The organism is Nocardioides ginsengisoli (assembly GCF_039537225.1).
GTDB classification, from domain to species: Bacteria; Actinomycetota; Actinomycetes; order Propionibacteriales; family Nocardioidaceae; genus Nocardioides; species Nocardioides ginsengisoli.
The window spans coordinates 159,728-174,723 of record NZ_BAABAC010000018.1 but is presented as its reverse complement, the minus strand read 5'-3'; the positions used below and the strand labels follow the sequence as shown (position 1 = coordinate 174,723).

Below are 14,996 nucleotides of genomic sequence, written 5' to 3'. Positions count from 1 at the left end.
CGTCCTCGTCTCGGAGAAGATCAAGCTCGAGTTCGACATCTCCGCGATCAAGAACGCCTGATCTGCTCGATCCCGCGCGAAAAAGCCGCGCCGACACCCGGGTGAGTCGTCCAGACTCACCCGGGTGTCCGCCATTTCCAGGCCCTCGCTCTCGCCCGGCCTGACCATCCGCCCGCTCACGCTCGACGACGCCGCGGCGCTGACGGAGCTCATCGCGGAGCAGGAGCGGCACGACCTCGGCCGCGCCGACATCGAGGAGGCCGACCTGCTCGGCGACTGGCAGCGGCCGTCCCACGACCTGGCCACCAGCTCGCTCGGTGTCCTCGACGGCCAGCGGATCGTCGGCTACGTCGAGCACGTCGACGTCGAGCGGTACGACGCGGCCGTGCTGCCGTCGTACCGGGGACGGGGCATCGGCACCTGGCTCGCCACCTGGGTCCAGGACCTCGCCCGCAGCCGCGGCGCGACCATCCTCGGCATGCCCGTGCCGGAGGCGTCGGCCGGCGATCGTCTGCTCACCGCTCTCGGGTACGGCGTCCGCTGGACCAGCTGGGTGCTGCGCCTCCCCGAGGGCGCGACCGTGGCGTCCCGGCCGCTGCCCGACGGCTACGCGCTGCGCGTGGCCACGCCCGCCGACCACGAGCAGGTCTGGACCGTCGTCGAGGACGCCTTCCTGGAGTGGTCGGCGCGCGAGCGGGCCACGATCGAGGACTTCGGCGCGCAGGTGTGGGGCCGCCCCGGGTCCGAGCCGTGGAACCTGCAGGTCGTCACCGGCCCGGACGGCGCCGTCGTCGGCGTCGCCCACGCCTGGAACACCCCCGACGCCGACACGTACGTCGCCAAGCTCGCCGTCGCTCGGGCGCACCGCAGCCGCGGCCTGGCGCAGGCGCTGCTGGTCGCGGCCTTCGGCGAGGGCCGGGCGCGCGGGGCGACGTCGTCCAGCCTCAGCACCGACTCGCGCACCGGCGCGCGCACGCTCTACGAGCACGCGGGCATGCGGACCGAATCGACGTGGGTGCACCGCGCGGTGTCGCTGAGCTGACCAACCGAACGCGCGGGTCGTGCGTCCTTCTCTGGACACGACCGCACGAGAGGATCGCCCCATGCCACTGCGCCCGTCCCGGGGACCGACGGACGAGGAGTTCGCCGAGCTCGTCCATGCCGCGTGGCCGGCGCTGTATCGCACGGCGGTGCTGCTGGTGCGCGACCACGCGCTCGCCGAGGACCTGGTCCAGACGGCGCTGGCCCGCACCTACGGCAACTGGTCGGGCATCCGCGACGTCCGCGCCGCGCGCGGCTACGCCCGGCGGGCGCTGGTGACCACGGCGACGAGCTGGTTCCGGCGCCGCTCCTTCCACGGTGAGCGGCCGACGGCCGAGCTGCCGGAGATGCCGACGACGACCGACGCGGCCGGGGACAGCGCCGAGCGGATCGACGTCCTGGCGGCGCTGGCGCAGCTCCCGCCACGGCAGCGCGCGGTCGTCGTCCTGCGCTTCTACGACGACCTCTCCGTCGACGAGACCGCCGACGCGCTCGGGGTGTCCTCGGGGACCGTCAAGAGCCAGACCTCGGCCGCACTGACCAAGCTCCGCGCCCTGCTCGGCGACGACGTCGACCTCGGCCACGCCACCACGCTTCCGGGAGGCACCCATGCCTGAGCACCTCGCCCACCTCCTCCACGCGTCGGTCGACGACCTCGCGGTGCCGCACCCCGACGCGCACGCGATCGCGGCCCGGGGACGCTCGATGCGCACCCGCCGGAGGGTCGGGGCGGCGCTCGTCGCCGCCGCGGCGGTCGCCGCGATCGGCGTCGGGGCGGCCGTCGTCCACGACATCGCCGGCGACCGGCGCAGCGACAGCGACCGGATCGCCCAGCAGCCCCATCCCGGCCGCGCGTACGACGCCCGCGGCGCCTGGATCGCCGGCGACCGGATCACCGTCGGCGACGCGACCGTCCGGCTGCCGGGCGCGATCTCCCTCGCCCAGACCTCGGTCGGCGTCGTCGCCCAGGTGACCCGCCCGAAGGGCGCGTCCTCCTGGATCCTGATCGACCCGACCGGTGCCCAGACCCGGCTGTCGATCCCGAGCACGGTCAACCATGTCGAGGGCGACCCGTCGCAGCCGCGTGTCGCCTGGCTCGAGCCGGGCGACGACGAGCTCACCGCCCACATCTGGGACGTCGCCGCCGACCGCGAGGTCGATGCGACCGGTCAGCCGTCGTCGGGGACGCGTGCGGGCGAGGTGGGCCCCGTCGTCCGTGCCCCGATCCTCGACGGCGACGACGTCTACTGGACCGACGACGAGGGCGTCAGCCGGCACATCGTGTGGCGCGGCCGCCCGGAGATCCGCGCCGACCGGTACTCCTACGCCTCGGTCCGCAGCGGCATCGCCACCGTCCGGGACGGCGAGCGGTGGCTGGTCTGGGACATGGCCGGCGAGCGCGTGGTGCGCCGGCTCGACGCCGGCATCGGCGACGCCGACGTCTCCCCCGACGGCCGTCACCTGCTGCTCCGCATCGACAGCGGGGCCACCCCGTCGGTCGTCGTGGAGCCGACCGGCGGCGGCGCCGCCGTACGACTGCCGGGGCTGACCGGGATCAGCGCCTGGACCCGCGACGGCCACGTCGTCGGCCAGGTCGCCGGCGAGCCGACAGTGCGGACGTGCGCCGTCGACGGGTCGTGTGTGGACCGACCCGCCGACGGACTCGACGCCGCGGCGCCGCTGGTGCTCGTCGCGGACTACCTCATGGTGGGGTGAGGGCAGGCTGGCTGCTCAGGCCTCGTCGTCCTCGGGCTCGTCGGGCTCGTCGGGCACGTCGGCGTCCGCGGCCGACGGGTTGGGCCCGTCGGCGAGGATGCCGTAGAGGCTGCGCCGGGCCTCGACGAGGACGTCGACCGCCGCCCGCCGCTGCGCCTCCGAGCCGCCGGTGACGATCTGCCACACGGCGCTCATGACCTGGCCGATCTCGGCCTTGAGGTCGGCGTGCCCCGGGTCGTCGTGGCCCCGACCGCTCTCGCGGGAGCGGTCGAAGGGCGCCCACACGGCGGCGAGCTCGTCGCCGTGCTCGGCGCACCAGGTGGCGCCGGCGGGAGTGAGCCGGAGGGCGCGGCGGCCCTGGTCGTCGTCGATCTCGACCAGTCCCTCGTCCTGCAACTGCTGGACGGTCGGGTAGACCGAGCCGGGGCTCGGCTTCCACACGCCGCCACTGCGCTCGGTGATCGCCTGGATCACCTGGTAGCCGTTCGGCGACTCCTCGCGCTGGTTGGCGTCGCGGAGCACGTCGAGGATGGCCGAGCGGACGTCGCCCCGACGTACCCGCGGGCCGCGGCCCGGCTCGGGCCGGCCCATGCCGAACAGTCCCGCGAGCCACGGCGGCGGCATGCCCGGACTGCCCGGACCGCCCGGGCCGCCCGGTCCCCCGCGGTGGCCGCCGCGGTGCGGCTCGCCCCACTGGGCCCAGCCGCCCCACATGCCCGGACCGCCGGGGCCGAAGCCGCCGCGCTGGCGACGCGCTCCGCCGCGGCCCTCGCCGCCGTCGAAGCGGCCTTCGAAGCGGCCCCACGGGCCGCAGTCGTGGTGATTCTCGTGGTGTCCCATGGCGGGACCTCCTTCGTGCGAGGGGGCCTCGTGAGCCCCGGGTTGAGTTCGAGATAGCGCGGAGACAGTTCGCGTCTCTATCGCGATATATCGCAACCGTACGCCGAGGCGGGGGCCGAAACAAGGGCCGAGCGGGCTTGTAACTCGGTGTCCGTGCCTCTGCCACGGGGCCCTGACCACGTCATGACCCCGTGGTGGATGCACGGACACCGAGTTACAAGCGGTTCCGGCGCCCGGCGCCCGGCGCGCCCGCGACACCGACCGAGCGTCAGCGGGCCAACCACGCGCCGTACGCGTCGAACGAGAACGGCCGACCCAGGAAGTCGGCGACCAGGTCGGCGGCGTCGGCGGAGCCGCCGGGGACGAGGATCCGGTCGCGGTAGCGGTGTGCGACCGCGGGGGCGAAGACGTCGGTTTCGTCGAAGGCGCTGAACATGTCCTTGGCGATGACCAGCGACCACATGTAGGTGTAGTAGGCCGAGCTGTAGCCGCCGAGGTGGCCGAAGCTCGCGAACATGTGAGTGCCGGGGAGATAGGGCAGCGCGGCGTAGCGCCCCTGCAGCTCGATCATCCGGTCGGTGAGCGCGGGGACGTCGGCGGCGCCGCGGTCGGCGTGGAACCAGTACGACATCGCGGCGTAGAACATCTGGGTGCGGGCGTAGATGCCCTTGCCGTAGTCGTCGGCCGCCCGCATCGCGGCGACCAGCTCGGCCGGGATCGGCGCGCCGGCGGCGTCGGTGGCGAAGGTCCGCAGCACGTCGGCGTGCCACGCCCACTCCTCGAGCATCTGGCTCGGCGCCTCGACGAAGTCCCACTCGGTGGCGACACCCGCGAAGCGGAACCAGTCGCCGTGCCCGGCGAGGACGTGGTGGAGCAGGTGGCCGAACTCGTGGAAGAGCGTCACCACGTGGTCGTGCTCCATCAGGCCGCGGCTGAAGTTGCACACGAGCACGCCCTCGGGCGCCTGCTCGCCCGCGACGCCGTCGGTGAGCGTGAACTGCGCGGCGTGCTTGTACTTGCCGTCGCGCGGGTGGAGGTCGAGGTAGATCCGGCCCAGCCGCTCGTCGCCGCGCAGCACGTCGTACGCCGTGACCTCCTCGTGCCACACCGGCGCGTCGACCGACTGGTAGCGCAGGTCGAACAGCCGGCCGGTGACGTCGAGCAGGCCCTGGCGGACCTTGGCGAAGTCGAAGTAGGTACGCACCCGCTGGGCGTCGACGTCGTAGTCCTCGACGCGGACCAGCTCGGCGTAGTGGTTGTAGTCGTAGCCGGGGACCTCGGTCGCGTCGGGGAAGTCGCGGCGGTAGCGGGCGAGCAGCTGGTCGAGGTCGCGGCGCATCGGCTCCTCGGCGGCCGCGCTGATCCGGTCGATGAAGGCCGGGATGGCGGGGCCCTCACCGATCATCTTCACGTCGGCGTCGTACGACGGCCAGTCGGCGTAGCCGACCGTCACCGCGAGCTCGTGGCGCAGTGCGAACAGCTCGACGAGCAGCTGCTCGGTGGCCGGCCAGCCGCGCTCGAGGAAGGCGATGGTGATGTCGCGGCGGACGTCCTGGTCGCGCGCGAACATCCGCACCGGCACCGAGTCGGGGTAGTCGGTGGTGACGGTGACCATGCCCTCGTCGTCGACCGGGTGGGCCGCCATCCAGTCGTCGGGCATGCCGGCGAGCTGCTCGGGCGTGACCCGGATGGTGCGGACGTCGTCGCGGATGACCCGGCTGAACTCCTGGTCGAGCTCGGTGATCCGCTCCCGGACCTGCGCGATCCGGGCGCGGGTGTCCTCGTCCTTGTCGACCCCGGAGCGGCGGAAGTCGTCGCGCACCTTCGCCAGCAGGCGTACGGCGAGCGGGTCGCCGGCGACCGCGTCGTCGTCGATGGCCGCGAAGACGTCGTACAGGGCGCGGTCGAGGCCCCAGGCGGTGGCGATCCGCTGCGCCTCCTGCTCGGCCGCGTCGGCGAGGTCGCGGACCTCCTCCGACGGGTGGACGTTGCCGAACAGCGAGCCGGCCGCCGCGACATTGCCGAGGTGACCGGCCGCGCGGTCCCACTGCCGCAGCGTCTCGAGCGGGTCGGCCGGCGGGTTCGCGCGCAGGCCGTCGACCAGCGCGGTCGCCCGGGCCAGCTCGGTGGCGGTGCGGTCACGGAGCCAGGCGGGCCAGGCGTCGGAGGAGGTCGGCAGGGCCAGCGCGTCGAGCGTCATGCGGGCAAGGGTACGAGCGCCGGGTGGGACCGGCGTGGAGAACGGCGTGGAGAACGGCGTGGAGAACGGCGTGGAGAACGGATGTGGAGAACGGATGTGGAGAAATCGTGGAGCGCGTTGCGACCTGTGTCCGGAACGGGGAACGGACGGGGATCTCGTGTCGATCGCCTGTGGAGCGCGGCCGACGAGAGTTGGGGCATCGAGAAAGCGCCCCACCACCGGGGCCCCGCACCAGGAGCACCCCCATGAAGATGACCATGAAGATCCTCGTCCCGCTCGCCACGCTGGGCGCCGCCGGCGCCATCGCCGTCGGCTCCGGCGCGACCTTCACCTCGCAGACCGGCAACACGATCAGCTCGGTCACGTCGGGCACGCTGACGCAGACCAACTCCAAGGACGGCGCGGCCATCTTCAACCTGAGCAACCTGAAGCCGGGCGACACGCTCAACGGCAGCCTGACGCTGACCAACACGGGCAGCCTGCCGGCCGACTTCGGCCTCACCGAGGTCTCCTCGTCGAACGGCTTCACCGCTGACAACCTGAGCCTGACGATCACCAACACCACCACCGGCACGTCGGTCTACTCCGGCACCTTCGGCGGCCTGGTCGACGGCTCGCGCACCGACCTCGGCGTCGTCCAGCCGGGTGTCGCGAACACCTACACGTTCACGGTCAAGCTGGCCACCTCCACGCCGAACGCCGACCAGGGGAAGTCCGCCTCCGCGGTCTACCAGTGGGACTCGGTCCAGGCCAACGGCGGGACGACGAACCAGTGAAGCGCCTCGGCACGCACCTGGCCACCTTCGGGCTGGTCATGGTGACCCTGCTCGCGGTGGCGTTCGTGCTGCCGAGCCTGCTCGGATACGAGCGCTACGTCATCACCGGCAAGTCCATGACCGGCACCTACGACAAGGGCTCGATCGTCTTCGAGCACACGGTGCCGGCCGGGGACCTGCAGGTGGGCGACGTGATCACCTACCTGCCGCCGGCGAGCTCCGGCGTTCGCACGCTGGTGACCCACCGGATCGTCAGCATCGGCCATGACGACCTGGGCCGCCGGGTGCTCCGTACCAAGGGCGACCACAACCCTGACCCCGATCCGTGGCGGTTCTCGCTCACGTCGTCGCAGCAGCCGGTCGTCGCCTACTCCGTCCCGTACGCCGGCTTCGCGATCATCGCGCTCGCCGACCGCCACACCCGCATGCTGGTGGTCGGACTGCCAGCCGCACTCATCGCCCTGGGCGGCTTGGTGCAGCTGCTCAAGGCACTCAGGACCCGCGAGACGCCTCCTCTCCGGAGCGTCGTGGGGACCACCGGGTTCTGAGCCCCCTCGACGCCGCGGTGCCTGCCCCACTGGGGGGTGGGCAGGCACCGCGGCGTTTCCCTGCGTCCAGGCCGGCGCGTTCACTTTTGTGGAGATCGTGTGGTCTCCGCGTCGACCGACCGTGGTGCCGTTCTCCGTAGCGTTGACCGTGCGTTGAGACAGCGCCCCCGAACCACCGACGACCCAGCCGAGAGGAGAGCCCGATGCGCCGCAGTCACCGCCCGATGCTCGTCCTCCTCGGCCTCCTCGTCGCCCTCGGCTCCTCGCTGCGGGGCACCGGCTTCTCCGACGCCGCCTTCGTCCGCACCTCCACGAACACCGCGACCGTCAACGCCGCGGCCGACTGGACCCCGCCGACGGTGACCGCCGGCACCCCCGCGACCCCCGTCCAGGGCGTCGTCAACCTGACCGCGACCGCGAGCGACGCCGAGTCCGGCATCGCCTCGCTGACGCTGCAGTACCTCGCGCCCGGCGCGAGCACCTGGACGACGCTCTGCACGACCGCCACCGCGCCGTACAGCTGCTCGTGGGACACGCGCACCGGCGCCGACGGCGGCTACGACATCCGGGCCCGCGCCACCAACGGCGCCGGCTACACGACGGTCTCCGACGCGGTGCACGCGACCGTCGCCAACAGCGTCGTCGTGGTCCTCGCCGACCCGGGCGACGTCGTCCGCGGCACCATCCCGCTGAGCGCCTCGGTCTACAGCGGCGGCGCGCTGCCGTGGCTGGTCACCATCCAGTACGTCGCCAGCGGCGGCAGCAACTGGAAGCCGCTGTGCACCGGCCTCAGCGCCCCCTTCTCGTGCAGCTGGCCGACCACCTCGGCGACCAACGACTCCTTCGACCTGCGTGCGGTCGCGACGTCCGGCGCCACCTCGGTGACCTCCGCGGTCGTCACCGACGTCCTCGTCGACAACGGCGCGCCGGTCGTCACCATGACCGACCCCGGCACCCCGCTCAGCGGTACGACGACCTTCGCGGCGAGCGCCACCGACGCGGTGTCCGGCGTGGCCCAGGTGGTCCTGCAGTACGCCGCCGCCGGCGGCAGCTACCAGACGTTCTGCACGCTGACCGTCGACCCCTACTCCTGCCGGTTCGCGACGAACGCGCTCGCCGACGGCACCTACAGCTTCCGGGCGATCGCCACCGACGTGGCCGGCAACACCGCCACCTCCGCCGTCGTCGCCAACCGCGTCGTCGACAACACGGTGTCGTCGGTCTCGGTCGACGACCCGGGCGCCTACCTCACCGGCACCGTCACCGTGACCGCGCCGGCCAGCTCCAGCGTCGCCATCACGTCGGTCCGCATCCAGCGGACGCCGACCGGGACGTCGACCTGGACCGACCTGTGCACCGACACCACGGCGCCGTACTCCTGCACCTGGGACACGCGCACCGTCGCCGACGGCAGCTACGACCTGCGGGCCGTGCTCCTCGACGCACGCGGCGTCACCACCACGTCCCCGGTCGTCGCGGCCCGGCGGGTCGACAACAGCCCGCTGCGCGGGGTCGACGTCCAGACCGGCAACGGCGACGGCACCCTCGCCCGGGTCGACGCCGGCGACAGCATGACGCTGACCTACAGCCAGCAGATCAATCCCGCCAGCGTCTTCGCCGGCTGGAACGGCGCCGCGACCGCCGTGTCCCTGCGGCTGCGCGACGGCAACCTGCTCAGCGGCACCAACAAGACCGACACCGTCGACATCCTCCGCAACGGCACCGCACTGCCCCTGGGCTCGGTCAACCTGCACGAGGACTACATCAAGGCCCGCAAGACGGCGACCTTCAACGCGACCATGACCGCCACCACCGTGACCGTCGACGGCGTGCCCCGGACCGTGATCACGATCGTGGTCGGCACGCTCGCCAGCGGCGGCGGGATCAAGACCGCGGTCAACCCCAGCACGACGACCTGGACGCCGTCCGCCACGGTGACCTCGACCACCGGCGTCGCGTGCTCCACCGCGCCGGTGAGCGAGTCGGGCGCCGGCGACCGGGAGTTCTGATGAGCGCGCACACCCCGGGATCTCGCGCCGCGGCCGGCCTGACCACGCTGCTCGGCGTCATCCAGCTGTGGTGGGCCGGCGGCCTCGAGGGGCACGCGTCGGCCACGGCCGCGATCCTCGGGCCGCTGAGCCTGCTGGCGGCGGTCACGCTGGCGCGGGCCAACGTCCTCGAGACCCGGCTCGGCGTTGTGATCGCGGTCGCGGGCCAGCTCGGGCTGACCGCACTGGCGTCGACGATCGGCCTGCCGGGCCAGCACCGCCACACGGTCGACGGCCACGCGATCGTCGGGCTGCTGCTGCCGATCGCGGTGCTGGTCGCGATCGATCTCGACCAGCGACGGCGCACCCGCCGGTCGGGGTCCGACGGTGATGGGGAGGGTTCCCCCTATGCTCGATGAGTGTCTGTGCGCCTGCTGATCGTCGAGGACGACGACGCCATCGCCGCCCCGCTGCTGCGGGCGGTCCAGCGTGAGGGCTACGAGGTCGAGCGGGTGGCCGCGGGCCAGCCGGCCATCGACGTCGTGACCGCCGGCGGTGTCGACCTGATGCTCATCGACCTCGGTCTGCCCGACATGGACGGCCTCGACGTGTGCCGGACCGTGCGCGCCGGCGGCTACGCGGGCGGCATCGTCATCCTCACCGCGCGCGACGGCGAGCTCGACCGCGTGGTCGGCCTCGACGTGGGCGCCGACGACTACCTGGCCAAGCCGTTCAGCCTGTCCGAGCTGCTCGCCCGGGTCCGGGCGCTGCTGCGGCGCGCGCACCGGCCCGCGGTGGTGGCCGAGACCGTGGAGACGCCGGCCTACACCGGCCCCGACCGCCGCCGCGCGACGCTCAGCGACGTGCCGTCCGCGGCTCCGGCGGCTCCGGCCCCGCCGGCTGCCGCGCCCGCCGAGGTCCCGGCGCCGAGCGCGGCGTCCTCGTCGGCGCCCACCGCGTCCTTCCGGGTCGACCGCGCCGCCCGGCGCGCGTGGGTCGCCGACCAGGAGCTCCCGCTGACCGCGAAGGAGTTCGACGTCCTCGCCCTCCTCGACGAGCAGCGCGGCGCAGTGGTCACCCGCGAGACCCTGATGGCCGAGGTCTGGGACGAGAACTGGTTCGGGTCGACCAAGACCCTCGACGCGACGGTCGGGCGGCTGCGGCAGAAGCTGCAGGACGGCCTGGCGCCGATCAAGCTCGACACCGTGCGCGGTGTGGGCTTCCGCCTGGAGGACGCCTGACCCGATGCGCGAACGCCTGGTCATCGCCTTCGTCGGCCTCACCCTGGCCGTGATCGGTCTGTACGGCGTCCCGCGCGCCTACTTCCTCGCCGACCTGGTCCGCTCGCAGGAGCGGTCCGCGCTCGCCGGGACCGCGACCGCCCTGCAGGAGCTCTACGACGAGCACACCTCCCACGGCGGGCGGATCGACGAACGGCTGCTCGCGGTCGGCCTCGTGTCGGCCGACCGGGTCGAGCTGGCGCCCCCCGGCGGCGAGCCGGTGGCGGTCGGGACCGCGCCCGACGGCGAGGGCGGGATCATGGTCCGCCGCGAGCTCAGCGACGGCAGCGTGCTGCGGCTGAGCGTCTCCAGTGACACCGTCGGCGCCACCATCCGCGACGCGCTCATGCCGCTGGTCCTGCTGGGCATGGGCCTGGGCCTGGGCTCCGCGATCCTGGGTGTGGTGCTGGCCCGGCGGCTGTCACGACCGTTCCAGGAGCTGGCCGGCTTCTCCCAGGACCTGGGCCACGGGCGGTTCGACCTGCCGGTCCCGACGTACTCCATCCCCGAGGCCGACGCGATCGGCTCCTCGCTGCGCGGCGCGGCGACCCGGCTCGACGAGCTGGTCACACGCGAGCGTCAGTTCGCCGCCAACGCGTCCCACCAGCTGCGCACGCCGATCACCGCGCTGCGGCTCAGTCTCGAGGACCTCACCCTCTGGCCCGAGACCGACCCGGCCGTGGCCACCGAGCTGGAGCGCGGGCTCGGCGAGCTCGACCGGCTCGCCTCGGCGATCGACGAGCTGCTCGACCTCGCCCGCGGCCGCCGCCTCGACGCGCAACAGGAGATCGACCTGGTCCGGCTCGTCAAGGCGAGCGCCTCGCGCTGGCCGCGGCGGCTCGCCGAGGAGTCCCGGACCCTCACCCTCCGCACCGGCCGTGCGGCGGTGACCCGGGTGCCCGCGGGGCCCATCGAGCAGGTGCTCGACGTCCTCATCGACAACGCGCGACTGCATGGCGAGGGGACGATCACCGTCGAGGTCCGCGATGCCGGCACCCACCTCGAGATCGCGGTCGCCGACGAGGGCACCCGACGGCCCGGACCCGACGTCTTCCGGCGCGGCGTCAGCACCGGCGACGGCAGCTCCGCGGGCATCGGCCTCGCGGTTGCCTCCGAGCTGGCCGAGGTCTGCGGCGGCCACCTCTCGCTCGACACGACGGCGCCCAGCACTCGGTTCGTCCTGTGGCTGCCGCACGGCGAGCGCCCGGTCGCTCAGCCCACCAGCTGACCCCGTCGGCGGGCGAGGAAGGCACGCTCGGCCACGTTGTCGCAGGCGGCCAGCGCGGCGTCGTACTGCGCGCGGGACTCGGCACTGCGCCCCAGCCGCCGCAACAGCTCGGCGCGGGTGGCGTGCCAGGCGTGGTAGCCGTCGAGCGGCAGCCGGTCGACGAGCGCGAGCGCGACCTCGGGGCCGTCGAGCTCGGCGACGGCGACCGCGCGGTTGAGCGCGACGATCGGCGACGGGTCGAGGACGACGAGCTGGTCGTAGAGAGCGACGACCTGCGACCAGTCGGTGGCCGCGGCGGTCGGCGCGTCGGTGTGGACGGCGTTGACCGCGGCGAGGATCTGGTAGCGGCCCGGCCGGTTCGCGACCAGGCAGCCACGGACCAGGTCGTGGCCCTCGGCGATGAGCGCGCGGTCCCAGCCGCCGCGGTCCTGCTCCTCGAGGGGCACCAGCTCGCCGTCGCGGACCCGGGCGGTGCGCCGGGCCTCGATGAGCAGCAGCAGCGCGAGCAGTCCGGTCGCCTCGAGGTCGTCGGGCAGCAGCTGGTGGAGCGTGCGGGCCAGGCGGATGGCCTCGCCGGTGAGCTCCGCGCGGACGGGATCGCCGTCGCCGGAGGACAGGTAGCCCTCGTTGAAGATGAGCAGCAGGACGGCGAGCACCGCGCCGACGCGGGCGGGCAGGTCGCCCGGCTCCGGTACGGCGTACGGGATGTTCGCGCCCTTGATCTTGGCCTTGGCCCGGGTGATCCGCTGCGCCATCGTCGTCTCCTGGACGAGGAAGGCACTGGCGATCTCGGCGACGGTGAGGCCGCCGAGCAGGCGCAGGGTGAGCGCGATCCGGGCCTCCGGCGCGAGCGCCGGGTGGCAGCAGGTGAAGATCAGCCGCAGCCGGTCGTCCTCGATGACGCCGGTCGGCTCGTGGGGTGTGGAGTCGTGCATCATGACGGCCGCCTGGTGCTTGCCGTCCCGCAGCCTCTCCCGACGCAGTCGGTCGATCGCCCGGTTGCCGGCCGTCGTCGTCAGCCAGCCGCCGGGGTTGGGCGGGACGCCGTCGACCGGCCACTTCTCGAGGGCGGCGACCAGCGCCTCCCCGGCCGCGTCCTCGGCGATGTCGATGTCACCGAAGCGGCGGACCAGGGAGGCGATCAGCCGGCCGTACTCCTCGCGGAAGATCCGCTCGACGGCGGCGGCTGCGGCTGTGCCGACTGGATCGGTGGGGCTCACGGGATCAGGCGAGGCCCTCGAAGGGACGGACCTCGACCTTGCCGCCGCACGCCTTCGAGCCGTCGGCCGCGAGCTTGAGCGCCACGTCGAGGTCGGGCGCGTCGATGACCCAGAAGCCGCCGATGGCCTCCTTGGTCTCCAGGTAGGGGCCGTCGGTCATGACCGGCGCCTCGCCGGTGCCGTCGACGACGGTCGCGGTGGTCGCGGGCAGCAGGCCGCCGGCGAACACCCAGTAGCCCTCGGCCTTGAGCCGCTGGTTGAAGGCGTCGGTCGCGGCGAACGCGGCCTCCATGGCCTCCTTCGACCCGTAGTCGCCGTACTCGCCGCGCTCGACGGGTCCGTGGACGGCCAGCAGGTAGTGCGTCATCTCGATCTCCTCTGTGTGGGGCGGTCCCGATGACCGCCTCTCACCCTCACCACGAAAGGGGCTCGGTCGATACGACAGCCTGGCACGAAAAGATTCGTCGGGGGTCAGGCGAGCCGCTCGGTGAGGTGGACGACGACGGTGTCGCCGGCCTGCTTGCCGGTCTCCACCCGGAGCGCGTCGGCGACCGGCAGCTTGTGGTTGCCGTCGCCGAGCGCCATGAAGGAGGTCTCGAAGGGTGCGCCGTCGACGGTGCCGCGGACCTTGACCCGGCCGCGGGTGCCGAAGCGCTCGGCCGAGTCCGGCCAGATGACGTAGGTCCAGCCGCCCGTCGCGTCGCTGCGGCGGAGGACCTCGGTGAACGTGATGTCGAGCGGCCCCTTGGCGGCCGCCGAGTGCTGGGTGCTCATGCACGTGTCGACCGTCGCAGCGTGGCCGATTCATCGTCGCGGGCGGCGGTTCCGTAGCCTGGTGTGGTGAGTCTTCGCGGGTTGCTGGCCGACACCCGTCCGCTGCAGAACCCGCACTTCCGCAGGCTCTGGACCGCCAACATCATCACCGTCGTCGGCGCCCAGCTCACGGTGGTCGCCGTACCGGCGCAGATCTACGCCGAGACCGGCTCGTCGGCGTACGTCGGGCTGACCGGCATCTTCGGCCTGGTGCCACTCGTCGTCTTCGGGCTGTGGGGCGGCGCGCTCGCCGACCACTTCGACCGGCGCACCATGCTGCTCGTCACCACGACCGGTCTGATCGGGACCGCGGCGCTGTTCTGGCTGCAGGCGGCGCTCAGCGTCGGCAACGTGTGGGTCCTGCTGAGCCTGTTCGCGGTGCAGCAGGCGTTCTTCGCGGTCAACCAGCCGACCCGGTCGGCGGTGCTGCCACGCCTGCTCGAGCCCGACGTGCTGCCGGCGGCCAACTCGCTCAACATGACGATCATGCAGGCCGGCGCGATCGGCGGACCGCTCATCGCGGGCGTGCTGATCCCGTTCACCGGGTTCTCGTGGCTCTACCTCGGCGACGCGATCTGCCTGCTCGCGACCCTGTGGGCCGTCGTCCGGCTGCCGCGGCTGCCGGTCGAAGGCGTCGTGTCCGGTACGCCGGGCCTGCGCTCGGTGATCGAGGGGATCACCTACCTGCGTGGTCAGCCGGTGCTGATGATGTCCTTCGTCGTCGACGTCATCGCCATGCTCTTCGGCATGCCGCGGGCGCTGTTCCCACAGGTCGCGCACGAGAGCTTCCTCGGCCCCGACGAGGGCGGCCTGGCGTTCGCGCTGCTGTTCGCGGGCATCCCGGCCGGCGCCGTGCTCGGCGGCATCTTCTCCGGCTGGGTCTCGCGGATCACGGCCCAGGGCCGCGCCGTGATCTGGTGCATCGTGGTCTGGGGCGTGGCGATGGCCGGCTTCGGCCTCGCCGTCCTCGGGGCGAACACCTGGCGGGGATCGGTCGACCTCTGGCTGGTGCTCGCCGTCCTCATGCTCGTCGTCGGCGGCGCGGCCGACATGGCCTCGGCCGCCTTCCGCACCTCGATGCTGCAGAGCGCCGCGGCCGACGAGGTCCGCGGGCGGCTCCAGGGCATCTTCGTCGTGGTCGTCGCCGGCGGCCCGCGCCTCGCAGACGTCGCGCACGGCGCCTCCGCCGCGATGGTCGGTACGGCGGCCGCGGCCGCGGGTGGCGGTGTGCTCGTGGTGGTGCTGACGGTGGTCGCCGCGATCGCGGTGCCGTCGTTCGTGCGCTACCGGATCACCGCACCCGTCCACTGAGCTGCTGATCTGCTGCTGCGCGCGGAGCGCCACAT

15 protein-coding genes are annotated in these 14,996 nt (G+C 73.1%); 10 read left to right on the top strand and 5 right to left on the bottom strand.

What is annotated here, in order from left to right; all coding sequences use genetic code 11:
• Positions 1 to 124: 124 nt before the first annotated feature.
• The 3 genes from AB4880_RS10300 (at position 125) to AB4880_RS10290 (ending at position 2,757) form a co-directional block, all read left to right on the top strand.
• On the top strand, positions 125 to 1,042 hold the full coding sequence (locus tag AB4880_RS10300; RefSeq protein ID WP_367919131.1) for a GNAT family N-acetyltransferase: 918 nt from the start codon (positions 125 to 127) through the stop codon (positions 1,040 to 1,042).
• Positions 1,043 to 1,103: 61 nt separating this feature from the next.
• Positions 1,104 to 1,658, top strand: coding sequence for a SigE family RNA polymerase sigma factor (locus AB4880_RS10295; RefSeq protein WP_367919130.1), 555 nt, complete (start codon positions 1,104 to 1,106; stop codon positions 1,656 to 1,658).
• Positions 1,651 to 2,757: a hypothetical protein gene (locus AB4880_RS10290; RefSeq protein ID WP_367919129.1), complete on the top strand. Its 1,107-nt coding sequence runs from the start codon at positions 1,651 to 1,653 to the stop codon at positions 2,755 to 2,757. The genes AB4880_RS10295 and AB4880_RS10290 overlap by 8 nt, the downstream gene beginning before the upstream one ends.
• Before the next feature lie 15 nt (positions 2,758 to 2,772).
• On the opposite strand, the gene AB4880_RS10285 is transcribed toward AB4880_RS10290, so the two are convergent.
• Together AB4880_RS10285 and AB4880_RS10280 are read right to left on the bottom strand one after the other, a co-directional pair.
• Positions 2,773 to 3,597 carry a PadR family transcriptional regulator gene (locus AB4880_RS10285; RefSeq protein ID WP_367919128.1) on the bottom strand — a complete coding sequence of 275 codons (825 nt, stop codon included), beginning with the start codon at positions 3,595 to 3,597 and terminating at the stop codon, positions 2,773 to 2,775.
• A gap of 268 nt (positions 3,598 to 3,865) precedes the next feature.
• Positions 3,866 to 5,797 (bottom strand): M3 family metallopeptidase, encoded by a 1,932-nt coding sequence (locus AB4880_RS10280; protein ID WP_367919127.1) that lies wholly within the window; start codon positions 5,795 to 5,797, stop codon positions 3,866 to 3,868.
• Positions 5,798 to 6,042: 245 nt separating this feature from the next.
• Here AB4880_RS10280 and AB4880_RS10275 point away from each other — a divergent pair, with 245 nt between their 5' ends.
• From AB4880_RS10275 to AB4880_RS10250, 6 genes are all read left to right on the top strand, one after another.
• Positions 6,043 to 6,573, top strand: a complete 531-nt coding sequence (locus AB4880_RS10275) for a TasA family protein (RefSeq protein WP_367919126.1) — start codon at positions 6,043 to 6,045, stop codon at positions 6,571 to 6,573.
• A complete protein-coding gene (locus AB4880_RS10270) occupies positions 6,570 to 7,121 on the top strand; it encodes a signal peptidase I (protein ID WP_367919125.1) in 552 nt (183 codons plus the stop codon). The genes AB4880_RS10275 and AB4880_RS10270 overlap by 4 nt, the downstream gene beginning before the upstream one ends.
• A 203-nt stretch (positions 7,122 to 7,324) precedes the next feature.
• The gene (locus tag AB4880_RS10265) at positions 7,325 to 9,130 is read left to right on the top strand and encodes an Ig-like domain-containing protein (protein ID WP_367919124.1); all 1,806 of its coding nucleotides are present in this window, start codon (positions 7,325 to 7,327) and stop codon (positions 9,128 to 9,130) included.
• Complete coding sequence (locus AB4880_RS10260) at positions 9,130 to 9,528, top strand: hypothetical protein (protein ID WP_367919123.1); 399 nt, start codon at positions 9,130 to 9,132, stop codon at positions 9,526 to 9,528. Before AB4880_RS10265 ends, AB4880_RS10260 begins: the two co-directional genes overlap by 1 nt.
• On the top strand, positions 9,529 to 10,350 hold the full coding sequence (locus AB4880_RS10255) for a response regulator transcription factor (protein WP_437440499.1): 822 nt from the start codon (positions 9,529 to 9,531) through the stop codon (positions 10,348 to 10,350).
• 4 nt (positions 10,351 to 10,354) lie between these two features.
• Positions 10,355 to 11,617, top strand: coding sequence for a HAMP domain-containing sensor histidine kinase (locus AB4880_RS10250; protein ID WP_367919122.1), 1,263 nt, complete (start codon positions 10,355 to 10,357; stop codon positions 11,615 to 11,617).
• Here the strand turns inward: AB4880_RS10250 and AB4880_RS10245 are convergent.
• The 3 genes from AB4880_RS10245 to AB4880_RS10235 form a co-directional block, all read right to left on the bottom strand.
• Positions 11,602 to 12,837 (bottom strand): RNA polymerase sigma factor, encoded by a 1,236-nt coding sequence (locus AB4880_RS10245; protein WP_367919121.1) that lies wholly within the window; start codon positions 12,835 to 12,837, stop codon positions 11,602 to 11,604. The two genes, AB4880_RS10250 and AB4880_RS10245, sit on opposite strands and share 16 nt — an antisense overlap.
• Positions 12,838 to 12,841: 4 nt before the next feature.
• Positions 12,842 to 13,204 carry a YciI family protein gene (locus tag AB4880_RS10240; protein WP_367919120.1) on the bottom strand — a complete coding sequence of 121 codons (363 nt, stop codon included), beginning with the start codon at positions 13,202 to 13,204 and terminating at the stop codon, positions 12,842 to 12,844.
• A 104-nt stretch (positions 13,205 to 13,308) separates the two neighbouring features.
• The gene (locus tag AB4880_RS10235; RefSeq protein ID WP_367919119.1) at positions 13,309 to 13,611 is read right to left on the bottom strand and encodes a DUF1905 domain-containing protein; all 303 of its coding nucleotides are present in this window, start codon (positions 13,609 to 13,611) and stop codon (positions 13,309 to 13,311) included.
• 66 nt (positions 13,612 to 13,677) lie between these two features.
• Between AB4880_RS10235 and AB4880_RS10230 the strand changes: the two genes are divergently transcribed.
• Complete coding sequence (locus AB4880_RS10230) at positions 13,678 to 14,961, top strand: MFS transporter (RefSeq protein ID WP_367919118.1); 1,284 nt, start codon at positions 13,678 to 13,680, stop codon at positions 14,959 to 14,961.
• Positions 14,962 to 14,996: the final 35 nt, after the last annotated feature.

What these genes read in the sequence shown, in the direction of transcription:
- AB4880_RS10295 (WP_367919130.1), top strand. Translation starts at nt 1,104, where the DNA reads ATGCCACTGCGCCCGTCCCGGGGACCGACGGACGAGGAGTTCGCCGAG.
- AB4880_RS10290 (WP_367919129.1), top strand. Translation starts at nt 1,651, where the DNA reads ATGCCTGAGCACCTCGCCCACCTCCTCCACGCGTCGGTCGACGACCTC.
- AB4880_RS10285 (WP_367919128.1), bottom strand. Translation starts at nt 3,597, where the DNA reads ATGGGACACCACGAGAATCACCACGACTGCGGCCCGTGGGGCCGCTTC.
- AB4880_RS10280 (WP_367919127.1), bottom strand. Translation starts at nt 5,797, where the DNA reads ATGACGCTCGACGCGCTGGCCCTGCCGACCTCCTCCGACGCCTGGCCC.
- AB4880_RS10275 (WP_367919126.1), top strand. Translation starts at nt 6,043, where the DNA reads ATGAAGATGACCATGAAGATCCTCGTCCCGCTCGCCACGCTGGGCGCC.
- AB4880_RS10265 (WP_367919124.1), top strand. Translation starts at nt 7,325, where the DNA reads ATGCGCCGCAGTCACCGCCCGATGCTCGTCCTCCTCGGCCTCCTCGTC.
- AB4880_RS10260 (WP_367919123.1), top strand. Translation starts at nt 9,130, where the DNA reads ATGAGCGCGCACACCCCGGGATCTCGCGCCGCGGCCGGCCTGACCACG.
- AB4880_RS10250 (WP_367919122.1), top strand. Translation starts at nt 10,355, where the DNA reads ATGCGCGAACGCCTGGTCATCGCCTTCGTCGGCCTCACCCTGGCCGTG.
- AB4880_RS10240 (WP_367919120.1), bottom strand. Translation starts at nt 13,204, where the DNA reads ATGACGCACTACCTGCTGGCCGTCCACGGACCCGTCGAGCGCGGCGAG.
- AB4880_RS10235 (WP_367919119.1), bottom strand. Translation starts at nt 13,611, where the DNA reads ATGAGCACCCAGCACTCGGCGGCCGCCAAGGGGCCGCTCGACATCACG.